Origin of the sequence: Rhodococcus sp. IC4_135 (genome assembly GCF_011602025.1) — a bacterium.
Taxonomy (GTDB): Bacteria; Actinomycetota; Actinomycetes; order Mycobacteriales; family Mycobacteriaceae; genus Rhodococcus_F; species Rhodococcus_F baikonurensis.
The window spans coordinates 448,757-462,184 of record NZ_JAAOLG010000002.1 but is presented as its reverse complement, the minus strand read 5'-3'; the positions used below and the strand labels follow the sequence as shown (position 1 = coordinate 462,184).

Sequence of the window (13,428 nt, the reverse complement as noted above, 5' to 3'; positions counted from 1 at the left end):
CTATCCTGCGGCAATACGGTGACTGGGGGAAGATGGACATCAAGATCCACAATCCGGTCACGAGAGGTGCTGCACTATGCGAATCGGAATCCTCACGGGCGGCGGCGACTGCCCGGGCTTGAACGCGGTCATCCGCGCCGTCGTACGTACGTCGGCCGGTCGTTACGGCAGTACCGTGGTCGGATTCCGGGACGGTTGGCGAGGACTGCTCGAGGACCGCAAGGTGCCACTCGACTCCGACGACCGCATCAATCGCATCCTCACCCGCGGCGGCACGATCCTCGGCACAGCTCGCGTGAACCCCGACAAACTCCGCGCGGGCCTCGATCAGATCAAACAGACCCTCGACGACAACGGGATCGACGTCCTGATCCCGATCGGTGGCGAAGGCACACTGACCGCGGCCAGTTGGCTCTCCGAGAGCGGCGTGCCCGTGATCGGCGTGCCCAAGACGATCGACAACGACATCGACTGCACCGACGTGACTTTCGGCTTCGACACCGCCTTGGCCGTCGCGACCGACGCCATCGACAGGCTCCACACCACGGCCGAATCTCACCAGCGCGTCATGCTCGTCGAGGTCATGGGCCGGCACGCGGGCTGGATCGCGCTGCAAGCCGGACTGGCGTCGGGGGCACACCTGACTCTGGTTCCGGAACAGCCGTTCGACGTCGACGAGGTGTGCGCGATGGTCAAGAAGCGCTTCCAGCGTGGCGACTCCCACTTCATCTGCGTCTTGGCTGAAGGTGCGATGCCCGATCCCGCGTCGATGACTTTGCGTGAGGGCGGCATCGACGAGTTCGGCCACAAGATCTTCACCGGCGTCGCGCAGCAGCTCGGCAACGAGATCGAGCGCCGCATCGGCAAGGAAGTTCGCACCACAGTCCTCGGACACATTCAGCGCGGCGGTACCCCGACGCCGCACGACCGCATCCTCGCCACTCGCTTCGGAGTTCACGCCACCGACGCAGCTCACCGCGGAGATTTCGGTCAGATGGTCGCGTTGCACGGAACGTCCATCGACCTCGTTCCACTCGCCGAGGCGACACGCAAGCTCAAGACGGTGCCCAAGGAGCGCTACGAGGAGGCAGCCGCATTCTTCGGCTGAGCCGCGGACGCATAAACTGATCACCATGACTGCTGTCGATGCGCCCGACATCCTCGATTACGACGAAGTACTGACCAAGTACGAGCCTGTGATGGGTATGGAGGTGCACGTAGAACTCGGCACCGCGACCAAGATGTTCTGCCCGTGCCCCACCGAGTTCGGTGCCGAACCCAATACCCAGGTGTGCCCGGTCTGTCTGGGCATGCCCGGTTCGTTGCCGGTGGTGAACGCAGCCGCTGTCGAGTCCGCGATCCGGATCGGCCTTGCGCTCAACTGCTCCATCACGCCGTGGGGCAGATTCGCGCGCAAGAACTACTTCTACCCGGATCAGCCGAAGAACTACCAGATCTCCCAGTACGACGAGCCGATCGCCACCGAGGGCTACCTCGACGTGATCCTCGACGACGGCACGACGTGGCGCGTGGAGATCGAACGTGCGCACATGGAGGAGGACACCGGTAAGTCCCTCCACGTCGGTGGCGCTACCGGCCGTATCCACGGTGCGAGCCACTCACTGCTCGACTACAACCGTGCGGGTGTGCCGCTGGTCGAGATCGTCACCAAGACCATCCACGGTGCCGGTGAGCGCGCTCCCGAGGTTGCTCGTGCGTACGTGACGGCGCTTCGTGATCTGCTCAAATCACTCGACGTCTCCGACGTGCGCATGGATCAGGGATCTATGCGCTGCGACGCCAACATCTCGCTGATGCCGATCGGCGCCAAGGAACTCGGAACGCGTACCGAGACCAAGAACGTCAACTCCCTCAAGAGCGTCGAGGTCGCAGTTCGCTACGAAATGCGCCGTCAGGCAGCAGTTCTCGACGCCGGTGGTGAGGTCATCCAGGAGACCCGCCACTTCCAGGAGGCCGACGGCACCACCGCTGCCGGACGCCGCAAGGAAACGGCCGAGGACTACCGCTACTTCCCGGAACCGGATCTCGAGCCAGTCGCTCCGAGCGCCGAGTGGGTCGAAGAACTGCGCGGCACCTTGCCGGAGCTTCCCTGGATTCGCCGCGCGCGGATCCAGAAGGACTGGGGAATTTCCGACGAGGTCATGCGAGACCTCGTCAATGCCGGTGCCATCGATCTGGTGATCGCGACCACCGAGGCCGGTGCTTCGCCCGAGGCAGCGCGCTCGTGGTGGCTGTCTTACCTCTCGCAGCAGGCAAACACCCGCGGCGTCGAACTCGGTGCTCTGCCGATCACCCCGGCGCAGGTTGCGCAGGTCGTAGCTCTCATCGACAGCGGCAAGCTCAACAACAAGGTCGCTCGCCAGGTCGTCGATCACGTCCTCGACGGTGAGGGCGATCCGGAGCAGGTTGTCGCGGCCCACCCGGAATTGGTCGTCGAACGTGACGAAACCAAGCTCAAGGCGGCCGTCGACGAAGCACTCGCAGCCAACCCCGACATCGCCGACAAGATCCGCAGTGGCAAGGTCCAGGCCGCCGGAAAGATCGTCGGCGACGTCATGAAGGCCACTCGTGGGCAGGCAGACGCGGCTCGTGTGAAGGAACTTGTCATCGAGGCGTGCAGCTAGCGCACACTGAATTTCTGACACTGATGCCCGGCCGAAACGAATTCGGCCGGGCATCAGTGTTTTTCCGCAGTGGGTTTTACCGCAGTGGTTTTCTCCGCGGTCGTTCCACCACCGTCGATCTACAGACCAGGAACCACAACCGCGCGGCCGCTGAGCGTTCCGGCGGCCAGTCGTCGATACGCTTCGGCTCCGTTGTCGAGGCTGAAGGTCTCCACCGCGATGTCGAAGATGCCGGCGTGCGCCAGGTCGATCAATTCGATCAGCTCGTTGCGGGCACCCCAGTACGGAACTGTCACCGAAGCCTCGTAAGGACTCTGGAAGAACCCGACCTTGGCGTGGGCCTGACCGTCACCGATCCCGACGATGGTGACGTCGGATCCGACACCGGCGACGGCCATCGCGGTGTCGATGGTGGGCTGATAGCCCACGAAGTCGAGAACCAGTGCGGCGCCCTGACTTCCGGTGATCTTGCGGACGTTCTCCGCCGCGTCCTTGTCGGACAGAACCACTTCGTGAGCGCCTACCTTGGTTGCCAGTTCGAGCTTGTCCGCGCTCACGTCGAGTGCGATGACAGTTGCTGCCGAGAGGTGGCGGAGGAGTTGGATGGCGACGTGGCCGAGACCACCGGTTCCGATGACAACTGCGTACGAGCCTCCGCGAAGTTTCGGCAGTGAACGCTTGATCGCGTGGTACGGCGTCAGGCCGGCGTCGGTCAGTGGCACTGTCTTGATCGGGTCGAGGTCGCCGATCGGGACGAGATGGCGAGGTGAATCGACGATCATGAACTCGGCCAACGCGCCGGGGGCGCCGAGTCCGGGAGGATTGATGCCGAGTTCTTGTGCGCGAGAACAGTAGTTTTCCAGTCCCTGCGAGCAGTGCCAACAGTTGCCGCAACCCCAAGGCCCGTAGACGACGACATTGGTTCCGATGTCGAGTCCTTCGACACCGTCGCCGACGGCCGCGACCTTGCCCGCGCCTTCGTGACCGAGCGTGAGCGGAAGGCCGTAGGTGTACTGCTCTTCCGGCAGGCTCATGATGAAGTCGTCCGAATGGCAGACGCCGGCAGCGGTCACTTCCAGGAGCACTTCACCTGGACCGGGCTCGGGTTTGGGAATCTCCGTGAGTTCGGGTTCTGCGCCGATTCTCGTGTACTGGATTGCCTTCATGCCGACTCCTTTGTCGTGGTTGGCCAACCGGTCCTGGCAAATGCGTGGTGTTTAGCCCCGCTAACAAAAGAGTACGCATCTGTGCATGTTCGGTCACGGGATCCGTGACCGAACAGACATGGCGCTCGGCGATCGCGGCTCAGTCGATCCCGCCGCTGCCACTCGGCATCGGGATCTTGACCACCTTGTCGTCGTTCGGTCCCGGCTCGCCCGCGGTCTTGTTGATCGTGCTCGCCCACATCAAACCGTCGGATCCGAGCGCCAAACCGCCCAGTTGGCCGTACGTGTCTTTCGCCACTGCCGACGGTGCGGTCGTGACTGCTCCTGTTCCCGGATCGGCGGCCAGCGCCGAGATCGCTTTGCCGGCCCCCAACGCGACAGCTACCACTCCCTGCGCCGCGATGCACCCGCCGACTCCGGGTCGGTCGGGCCATGTCCACGCGGGGGATGTCACCGTGCCGTCGGCGCCGACGCGTTGGAGGCGATCTTCGAGAGTGGTTCGGTCGGTGACCCACGTCGCGATGCCTGGATCGACACATACGCCGCCGCCGTTTCCGATTCCGGACAGAACAACTTCCGGGCGAGGCGGCGCAGCGTTGGGCGTCAACGATCGGACTCGCAACAGCTTCCCCGCCAACGAGCCGGGATCCTGAGCAACCGCAGGGTTGCCGGTATCGCCAGTCAGGACCATGAGCTGATCGGGTGCCGCGAATTCCAGCGATCCACCGTTGCCACTCGCACCGCGCGGAATTCCGCCGAGGACCTCCTTGGCGGTGTCACCGGGAGCAATACGGACCACCCGGTTGTCGGTTCCGGTGGTGACGTAGGCGTAGATCAGGTTGTCTTCGACAAATGTGGGGGAGAGGGCGATATCGAGCAGTCCGCCGTCGCCGCTGCCGTCGACGTCGATTTTGGCGACCTCGACCGGTGTCGTGTTGGGCGCTACCTGCATGATCCGGCCGGTCCGCCGTTCGGCGACCAGTCCGGAGTTCCCGTCCGGGAGTGTGACGAGCCCACCGGTGGTGTCGAGACAGGTTGCGATCACGGCGGTGTCGGCGTCCTGACACGGCCCGAGAGGGCCGGTCCGCGGCGCCGGCGGCGTGGTCGACGGCGGCGGGTTCTCCGGCTGTACTTCGGCGCTGGCCTGGTTGGTCGGTTCGGGTGTGAACGGCGAGGCAGTCGATTCGTCGAAGTCGGCGCAACCTGCGAGCAACGATGTCCCGAGCATCAGAGCCAGTGCGCCCAGCGCTGCATGCCTACCCGTAGTCATGCCCAAGACGTTACGTAACGCACGGCAGATGCCGCCACGCCGGACCAAGGTTCCCCGTCGAGTTCGTGAATCGGCCATAGGCTCACCTACGTGACTGACGAGCGAAAAGATCCCAGCGAGTTGTCGGATGCGGACAAGCCGACGGGCAATGTGTCCAGTCCGTATGATTCGCCCACCGAACAATTTCCGACGGTGAGCGCCAAGAATCCGTTGCCGCGAACCGACGACGATCTCGATTTCGGTTCCACGAACGCCAATTCCCTGACCGAGCAGATACCGACGTACCGAGCACCGGGTGCGGATCAGCCGACAGTAGCTCTCGAGCGCGAGACGGCGTACGACGCTCCGATCGCTGCCGTCCCCACCGCCGAAGCGGTGGCAGGTACCACCGAGACTCCGCGGGGCCGAGGCACTCTCGATCTGGGCCTGCTTGCACTGCGGTTGGCCGTCGGCGGAACCGCGCTGGTGCACGGGTTGCAGAAGTTGACCGGTATCTGGAACGGGCCGGGTCTCGGCGGGTTCGAGACGATGCTGGCCGACGCCGGGTTCCAGCAGGCGAAATGGATGGCGATACTCGGTGCCGTCGGTGAGGTCGCCGGTGGTGCGCTCCTCATCCTCGGGTTGCTGACTCCCGTTGCGGCGGCGTCGGTTCTTGCGGTGATGATCAACGCGTGGGCGCTGCGTCAGGCCAGTGCCCCCGGCCTCGAGTACTTTGCCCCTGACGGCACCGAATACGAGATGCTGCTCGGAATCTGTGCGGGCGTCATCATTTTGACGGGCCCGGGTCGTATTGCGCTCGACGGTCGTCGTGGCTGGGCAACCCGCCCGTTTGTCGGATCGCTCGTGGTCTTGATCCTCGGTATCGCTGCCGGCGTCTGCACCTGGATCTTTCTGAACGGCGCCAATCCGCTCATCTGAAACTCGCGTCGTCGAACAAACGAACCGCCGCTCTCCGAATCGGAGAGCGGCGGTTCGTTTGTGAAGGATCAGTCCTTGACGAGTACCGGGTCGGCGTTCGCGGACGGGATGGCTGTTCCGTCCTTGAGCTTGCGACCGAGGACCGACTTGCGGTGACCGTAGGCGAAGTAGACGACAACACCGATGGCCATCCAGACGAGGAACCGGATCCAGGTCTCGACCGAGAGGTTGAGCATCAGCCAACCGCAGGCGAGCACGGCGACGATCGGAACGAACGGCACCAGTGGGACGCGGAATCCGCGCGGCAGGTCGGGGCGGGTGCGGCGCAGGACGATGACGCCGACACAAACCAGGACGAAAGCGAACAGCGTTCCGATGTTGACCATCTCTTCGAGTGTGCCCATCGGGAAGAAGGCTGCCAGGACGGCGACGATGCCACCGACGATCAACGTGATGCGCATCGGGATGCCCTTGGCGTTGGTCTTGGCCAGGCTGCGCGGCATGAGGCCGTCACGGGACATCGCGAAGAGGACACGGGTCTGGCCGAGCATCATGACCATGACAACTGTTGTGAGGCCGGCCAGGCCACCGAAGTTGATGGCGGTTTGTGCCCAACCGATTCCGTTGGCCTCGAATGCGGTTGCGAGGGTGGCGCTGGAATCGCCGACGAGAGGACTGCCGTCCTTGAGTTCGGTGTACTTGACCATGCCGGTGAGGACGAGTGTGACGGCAACGTAGAGAACGGTGACGATGGCGAGCGAGCCGAAGATTCCGCGCGGCAACGACTTCTGCGGGTTCTTGGTTTCCTCGGCCGTGGTGGCGACGACGTCGAAGCCGATGAAGGCAAAGAACACGAGGCTGGCTGCTGCGAGCAATCCGTAAGCGCCGTAGCTACTTCCGCCTGCACCGGTCAGCCAGGAGAACAAGGTCTGATGGATTCCGCTTGCAGAGCTCTCGGTTCCTTCGGACGGCGGGATGAAGGGGGAGTAGTTCTCCTTCTTGATGTAGAACGCGCCCACGACGATGACGAGCAGAACTACTGCGATCTTGATCGCGGTGATGATTGCGGAGACTCGCGAGGAAACCTTGGTGCCGATCGCGAGGATCAGAGTGATCGCGCCGATGATGAGCAGCGCGCCCCAGTCGAAGCTGATCGAACCGATGTGGGCGGTGGTGCTGCCGCTGGCCCCGATGACATTGCCGAGGTAGAGCGACCAACCCTTGCCGACGACTGCGGAGGCGAGAGCGAACTCGAGGATGAGGTCCCAGCCGATGATCCAGGCGGCGAACTCACCGAACGTCGCGTAGGAGAACGTGTATGCGCTGCCTGCGACGGGAACGGTGGAGGCGAACTCCGCGTAACACAGCGCGGCAAGGCCACAGGCGATCGCAGCGAGAACGAATGCCAGTGAAATCGAGGGTCCTGCGACATTGCCTGCGGTTCGAGCAGTCAGCGTGAAGATGCCTGCACCGATGACGACGGCGACTCCGAATACCGTGAGGTCCTTCGCGGTCAGTTCCTTCTTGAGCTTTGTCTCAGGCTCGTCGGTGTCCGCGATCGATTGCTCGACGGATTTGGTGCGCCATATGCCGACTCCGGGCATGTATTGCTCCTTGGTTGTTTCCCGTCGACCTTGTGGGTGACGGGCGGTGGCTGACTGTCGTCGTTGTGATGTGCGTCTCAGCGACCTGATGAGGGAACCACTGGTGAGCGCTGTGTGCAAGTCAGCTCACTCGAACTGACCTAAATGATCACCTGACTGAAAGTCATCCCCCCTCATGTATCTGAATTGATCAGCTGGTGTCTGGAACCCTACGTCCAAGTGAATTCGCTCACGAGCCGGACGCGCGATTCGGTCTGAAATGTCTGATAGCTCATATCGTTCCGTTGGTGCTCCGCGTGTCGCCCGGTTATTCGGTACCTGTCGGTCGGTCTTGCTGTCGACGAGTTGCATCAACCCATCCCGTTTTGGAAGTGCGGTGTGGGTTCTGCAAACTGTTCACCCGTATCGGGGCGACAGGCGGGTTGGGGAACCCGACTCTGTCGATCCTCTGCAGTCGCCTGTTGGCGAGCATCTCGTGGAGCTGAGTTGGTTGCAGCACGTCCGACTGCCCGAAAACCTTGTGCGGCTGTCACATCGGCTACGAGCATCTCGATCCGTGCGCTGACAGAAAAGATCCCCGGCCGAAAAGCGGCCGGGGATCTTTTTTCGATTCGTGGCAGAACTTACGGAACGTAGCGGACCGCGCCCTTGTCGGCGGACGTTGCCAGAGCGGCGTAGGCGCGCAGTGCTGTCGTCACGGTGCGCTGACGATCGACCGGCTGCCACGGGCGCTCGGAGGCGTCCATCTTGGCACGTCGCTCGGCGAGGACGTCGTCGTCGACAAGGATCTCGAGCGTGCGCGAGGCGACGTCGATGCGAACCTGATCGCCGTTCTGGACGAGTCCGATGACTCCGCCTGCGGCAGCCTCGGGGGAGATGTGGCCGATGGACAGCCCGGAAGTTCCGCCCGAGAAACGACCGTCGGTGATCAGTGCGCATTCCTTACCGAGGCCTGCGCCCTTGAGGAAGGCAGTGGGGTGCAGCATTTCCTGCATGCCGGGGCCGCCCTTGGGGCCTTCGTAACGCACGACGAGAACGTCGCCGGCCTTGATCTTCTTCTGCAAGATGACCGAGACGGCTTCTTCTTGGGATTCGACGACGAGCGCCGGGCCCTGGAAGGTGAACAGTTCCTCGTCGATGCCGGCCGTCTTGAGGATTGCGCCGTCGAGTGCGATGTTGCCGCGCAGGACAACCAGGCCGCCTTCCACGGTGTAGGCGTTCTCGACGTCGCGGATGCAGCCGCCGGCCGCATCGGTGTCGAGGGCTGACCAACGGTTGTCCGTGGAGAACGGTTCGATGGTGCGCACGCCGCCGGGAGCCGCGTGGAAAAGTTCGATCGCCTCGTCGGTTGCCTTGCCGGAGCGGATGTCCCAGTCGTCGAGCCACTGGTCGAAGCTCTTGGTATGGACGGTGGACACATCGGTTTCGAGGAGTCCGCCGCGGCGAAGCTCACCGAGCAGCGCGGGGATTCCGCCGGCACGGTGGACGTCCTCCATGTGGTAATCCGAGTTGGGGGAGACCTTGGACAGGCACGGCACCTTGCGGCTGATCGCGTCGATGGTGTCGAGGTCGAAGTCGACCTCGCCCTCCTGTGCCGCAGCCAGCGTGTGCAGGACGGTGTTGGTGGAACCGCCCATAGCGACGTCGAGAGCCATTGCGTTGCGGAACGCTGCCGGTGTCGCGATGTTGCGCGGCAGCACCGACTCGTCGCCGTCGCGGTAGTACTTGAGTGCAGCCTCGACCACGGTGGTGCCCGCACGAGAGAAGAGTGCGTGACGAGCCTTGTGAGTTGCCAGCGTGGAGCCGTTGCCCGGCAATGCGAGGCCGAGGGCTTCGGTCAGGCAGTTCATGGAGTTGGCGGTGAACATGCCCGAGCACGAGCCGCACGTCGGGCACGCGCTGCGCTCGACCTCGTCGAGGCCTTCGTCGGACACGGCATCGTTGGCAGAGGCGGAGATCGCGGTGATGAGGTCGGTGGGGGCTTGGGCCACGCCGCCGACGACCACTGCCTTACCGGCCTCCATCGGACCACCGGAGACGAAGACAGTCGGGATGTTCAGACGCATCGCGGCGTTGAGCATGCCGGGAGTGATCTTGTCGCAGTTCGAGATACACACCAGTGCGTCGGCCGTGTGGGCGTTTGCCATGTACTCGACCGAGTCGGCGATGATCTCGCGGCTCGGGAGCGAGTAGAGCATTCCGCCGTGGCCCATTGCGATGCCGTCGTCGACTGCGATGGTGTGGAACTCACGAGCGACGCCGCCGGCCGCGCTGATGGCCTCGGCAACGATCTCGCCCACGTTCTTGAGATGCACGTGGCCGGGTACGAACTGGGTGTACGAGTTCGCTACGGCAACGATCGGCTTACCGAAGTCGGAATCCGTCATTCCTGTGGCGCGCCACAGGGATCGGGCTCCGGCAGCATTACGTCCGATGGTGGTGGTGCGTGACCTCAACGGGGGCATGGGCGTGTTCCTTATGTGATCGTTGCTGGTCCACTCAAATAGAAGCGAGGGCCTTTCAACGCTACTCGCGTGCTACTGGCGCTTCTCTTCGGGCTGGACCGAACCGTTGTCGGCGTTGTCGGACTCGACCCCGGATTCTGCTTCCGATTCTGCCGCTGCTTCTTCTTCGGCTTCCTTGGCGGCGAAGGCTTCTGCCGCCGATGCGTAGGGATCGGTGATGCGGCCGCCGCTGGCGATCGCGATCTCGGGAAGTCTGACGAAGCTGACCGCAGGCAGGGTCACCTCGGTTCCGTCGGTGAGTTCCGCGCGCGCCCAGCTGCGCTTCGGGAAGCGGAAACCCTTGACGTCGTCCCAGGCGAGGGTGCGCTTGGAGAATGTCGAGCGGACCTCGAGGCCGTCGGGGCTGACGGTGGTGCGCAGTCGCGCGACGAGATAGACGGCGATGATCGGAAGGATCAGCAACCAGCTGAAGGCGACGGGCCACCCGAAGATCGGGAAGCTGACCGCGAACAGAAGGAATGCGCACGCCATGTAAGCGAGCTGCGAAATGCGGATGACGTGCCGAAGTGGTTTCGGCGTGTGGGATGATTGAGCCGGTGGCACGGGCTGCTGCGAAGTTGACACCTCTACATCTTCGCATTGCAGCCGATGTATCTCAGATTCTGGGACGGTCGACTCACCAAGTTTGCCGTTCGCGACTAGCGCCTCTACTGTCGAGTGCGTGAAACAGAATGAGTTGCTCGTAATCGGCCGGCGCGTCGTCGCCTGAGTCGATTTTTCAACTCACCAGATAACGACGCGCCACCCTCGCTCAGCAGATGCTGACGGGGGTTTTTTGTTGCCCGGAGCCAGAATCAGAGGATTTCCCAGTGAGCGCACCAACAGCACGGCCTCAACCCACGCCGCGCAAGTCAGGGACACCGAGCCCGACAACCGCGGCTGCCGCAACCCAGACGGCCAACCGTCGCCAGCTCCCGCCTGAGCGGGTAACCGGCGCCCAGTCTGTGGTTCGCGCCCTCGAAGAGCTCGAGGTCGACACGGTATTCGGCATTCCCGGCGGTGCCGTGCTCCCGGTCTACGACCCACTCTTCGATTCGGTCAAGGTCCGCCACGTGCTCGTGCGCCACGAGCAGGGTGCAGGCCACGCTGCTACCGGCTACGCCCAGGCGACCGGCAAGGTCGGCGTGTGCATGGCTACCTCGGGTCCCGGTGCGACCAACCTGGTCACGCCACTGGCCGACGCGCAGATGGACTCCGTTCCGATCGTCGCGATCACCGGACAGGTGGCGCGCTCGCTGATCGGTACCGACGGCTTCCAGGAAGCCGACATCTCAGGCATCACGATGCCGGTCACCAAGCACAACTTCCTGATCACCGACGCGATCGATATCCCGCGCATCATGGCCGAGGCCTTCTACCTCGCGGCCAGTGGTCGCCCCGGCGCCGTCCTGGTCGATATCCCCAAGGACATCCTGCAGTCGCAGACCACGTTCTCGTGGCCGCCGGAGATGCGTCTGCCGGGCTACCGCCCGGTCACCAAGCCGCACGGCAAGCAGGTTCGCGAAGCTGCGCGTCTGATCGCCGACGCCAAGTCGCCGGTTCTGTACGTCGGTGGCGGCGTCATCAAGTCCGACTCCTCGCCGGAGCTGCTCGAATTGGCCGAGCTGACGGGTATCCCCGTCGTCACCACGCTGATGGCCCGCGGCGCGTTCCCGGACAGTCACGACCTCAACTGCGGTATGCCCGGCATGCACGGCACCGTCGCCGCGGTCGCCGCTCTGCAGCGTAGCGATCTCCTGATCACCCTCGGCGCGCGTTTCGACGACCGCGTCACCGGTCAGCTGAATTCCTTCGCGCCCGACGCCAAGGTCATCCATGCCGACATCGACCCGGCCGAGATCGGCAAGAACCGTTACGCCGACGTCCCGATCGTGGGCGATTGCAAAGAGGTCATCACCGAACTCATCGAGGCGATCCGTGCCGACATGGCCACGGGCACCACGTTCGACCTCACCGAGTGGTGGGCGTACCTGAACGACATCCGTCGTACGTACCCGCTGAGCTACGACCGCCCCACCGACGGTCAGCTGAGCCCGGAGTACGTCATCCAAACCGTCGGCAAGCTCGCCGGACCGGATGCCATCTACTGCGCCGGCGTCGGTCAGCACCAGATGTGGGCCGCGCAGTTCGTCGGTTACGAGAAGCCGCGCACGTGGCTCAACTCGGGCGGACTGGGCACCATGGGGTACGCGGTTCCCGCAGCCATGGGCGCCAAGATGGGCATGCCCGACACCGAGGTGTGGGCGATCGACGGCGACGGCTGCTTCCAGATGACCAATCAGGAACTCGCAACCTGCGCACTCGAAGGTATCCCGATCAAGGTTGCCCTCATCAACAACGGCAACCTCGGCATGGTGCGTCAGTGGCAGACACTCTTCTACGAAGAGCGCTACTCCAACACCAACCTCGGAACGCACGGCGCCATCCGCATCCCCGACTTCGTGAAGCTCGCAGAAGCATTGGGCTGCCACGGAATTCGTGTCGAGCGTGAAGAAGATGTCGAAGCTGCGATCCGTGAGGCGCAGTCCATCAACGACAAGCCTGTCGTGATCGACTTCATCGTCACCGCCGACGCGCAGGTGTGGCCGATGGTCGCTGCCGGAACGAGCAACGACGAAATCATGGCGGCCCGGGGCATCCGGCCGCTGTTCGACGACGACGAGGCAGTTGCCGAGCCCGCCGTCATCCACGAAGCCATGTCACGCGAGCAAGCCGGACCCGCCGCGGGCACAGGGGAGGATCAGAAGTGAGCACCAGTCACACCCTCAGTGTTCTCGTCGAGGACAAGCCAGGCGTGCTGGCTCGCGTCTCCGCACTTTTCTCCCGCCGCGGATTCAACATCGAATCCCTCGCGGTGGGCGGAACCGAGATCCCCGAGATCTCACGAATGACCATCGTCGTCACGGTCGACGAGTTCCCTCTCGAGCAGGTGACGAAGCAGCTCAACAAGCTGATCAACGTCATCAAGATCGTCGAGCAGGACGGTGAAGCATCCGTCGCTCGCGAGCTCGTGCTCATCAAGGTGCGCGCAGATGCAAGCGTGCGCACGCAGGTCATCGAAACGGTGAACCTGTTCCGCGCCAAGGTGATCGACGTCTCCCCGGAGTCCGTCACCATCGAGGCGACCGGTACTCGGTCCAAGCTGGATGCCCTGCTGCGGATGCTTGATCCGTACGGTATCCGGGAGATCGTTCAGTCCGGGGTCGTGGCAGTCGGTCGAGGGCCGAAGTCGATCACGGCCACCCGCTAGTACTTTTAGACACGTAAAAATCCAAGGAGAGGTTGAGAACTGTGGCAGTC

At 63.6% G+C, this 13,428-nt stretch carries 10 protein-coding genes; 5 read left to right on the top strand and 5 right to left on the bottom strand.

The window, feature by feature from the left end:
* Window positions 1–76: 76 nt before the first annotated feature.
* Entirely contained in the window at window positions 77–1,108 is a 1,032-nt protein-coding gene (locus G8767_RS06965) for an ATP-dependent 6-phosphofructokinase (RefSeq protein ID WP_166809689.1), read from the top strand.
* 25 nt (window positions 1,109–1,133) lie between these two features.
* Complete coding sequence (gene gatB / locus G8767_RS06960) at window positions 1,134–2,645, top strand: Asp-tRNA(Asn)/Glu-tRNA(Gln) amidotransferase subunit GatB (RefSeq protein WP_095969199.1); 1,512 nt, start codon at window positions 1,134–1,136, stop codon at window positions 2,643–2,645.
* A gap of 119 nt (window positions 2,646–2,764) precedes the next feature.
* Here the strand turns inward: gatB and G8767_RS06955 are convergent, their stop codons facing one another.
* Both G8767_RS06955 and G8767_RS06950 read right to left on the bottom strand, forming a co-directional pair.
* Entirely contained in the window at window positions 2,765–3,811 is a 1,047-nt protein-coding gene (locus G8767_RS06955; protein ID WP_095969200.1) for an NAD(P)-dependent alcohol dehydrogenase, read from the bottom strand.
* A 139-nt stretch (window positions 3,812–3,950) separates the two neighbouring features.
* Window positions 3,951–5,081: a PQQ-dependent sugar dehydrogenase gene (locus tag G8767_RS06950; protein ID WP_095969201.1), complete on the bottom strand. Its 1,131-nt coding sequence runs from the start codon at window positions 5,079–5,081 to the stop codon at window positions 3,951–3,953.
* Between the two features lie 90 nt (window positions 5,082–5,171).
* On the opposite strand from G8767_RS06950, the gene G8767_RS06945 reads away from it, so the two are divergent.
* Entirely contained in the window at window positions 5,172–5,999 is an 828-nt protein-coding gene (locus tag G8767_RS06945) for a DoxX family protein (protein WP_095969202.1), read from the top strand.
* 68 nt (window positions 6,000–6,067) lie between these two features.
* Here G8767_RS06945 and G8767_RS06940 read toward each other — a convergent pair whose 3' ends face one another.
* The 3 genes from G8767_RS06940 to G8767_RS06930 form a co-directional block, all read right to left on the bottom strand.
* Window positions 6,068–7,603, bottom strand: coding sequence for an amino acid permease (locus tag G8767_RS06940; RefSeq protein WP_058038609.1), 1,536 nt, complete (start codon window positions 7,601–7,603; stop codon window positions 6,068–6,070).
* 623 nt (window positions 7,604–8,226) lie between these two features.
* Complete coding sequence (ilvD, locus tag G8767_RS06935) at window positions 8,227–10,068, bottom strand: dihydroxy-acid dehydratase (RefSeq protein WP_095969203.1); 1,842 nt, start codon at window positions 10,066–10,068, stop codon at window positions 8,227–8,229.
* A 72-nt stretch (window positions 10,069–10,140) separates the two neighbouring features.
* Window positions 10,141–10,671 (bottom strand): PH domain-containing protein, encoded by a 531-nt coding sequence (locus tag G8767_RS06930; protein ID WP_095969204.1) that lies wholly within the window; start codon window positions 10,669–10,671, stop codon window positions 10,141–10,143.
* 266 nt (window positions 10,672–10,937) lie between these two features.
* Here G8767_RS06930 and G8767_RS06925 point away from each other — a divergent pair, with 266 nt between their 5' ends.
* Both G8767_RS06925 and ilvN read left to right on the top strand, forming a co-directional pair.
* A complete protein-coding gene (locus G8767_RS06925; protein ID WP_030535411.1) occupies window positions 10,938–12,878 on the top strand; it encodes an acetolactate synthase large subunit in 1,941 nt (646 codons plus the stop codon).
* The gene (gene ilvN, locus G8767_RS06920; RefSeq protein WP_003944718.1) at window positions 12,875–13,378 is read left to right on the top strand and encodes an acetolactate synthase small subunit; all 504 of its coding nucleotides are present in this window, start codon (window positions 12,875–12,877) and stop codon (window positions 13,376–13,378) included. The genes G8767_RS06925 and ilvN overlap by 4 nt, the downstream gene beginning before the upstream one ends.
* The last annotated feature ends 50 nt before the right edge of the window (window positions 13,379–13,428 follow it).

Bases quoted from the DNA above. Each gene is read 5' to 3' on its own strand.
- G8767_RS06965 (WP_166809689.1), top strand. From the start codon at position 77: ATGCGAATCGGAATCCTCACGGGCGGCGGCGACTGCCCGGGCTTGAAC.
- gatB (WP_095969199.1), top strand. From the start codon at position 1,134: ATGACTGCTGTCGATGCGCCCGACATCCTCGATTACGACGAAGTACTG.
- G8767_RS06955 (WP_095969200.1), bottom strand. From the start codon at position 3,811: ATGAAGGCAATCCAGTACACGAGAATCGGCGCAGAACCCGAACTCACG.
- G8767_RS06950 (WP_095969201.1), bottom strand. From the start codon at position 5,081: ATGACTACGGGTAGGCATGCAGCGCTGGGCGCACTGGCTCTGATGCTC.
- G8767_RS06940 (WP_058038609.1), bottom strand. From the start codon at position 7,603: ATGCCCGGAGTCGGCATATGGCGCACCAAATCCGTCGAGCAATCGATC.
- ilvD (WP_095969203.1), bottom strand. From the start codon at position 10,068: ATGCCCCCGTTGAGGTCACGCACCACCACCATCGGACGTAATGCTGCC.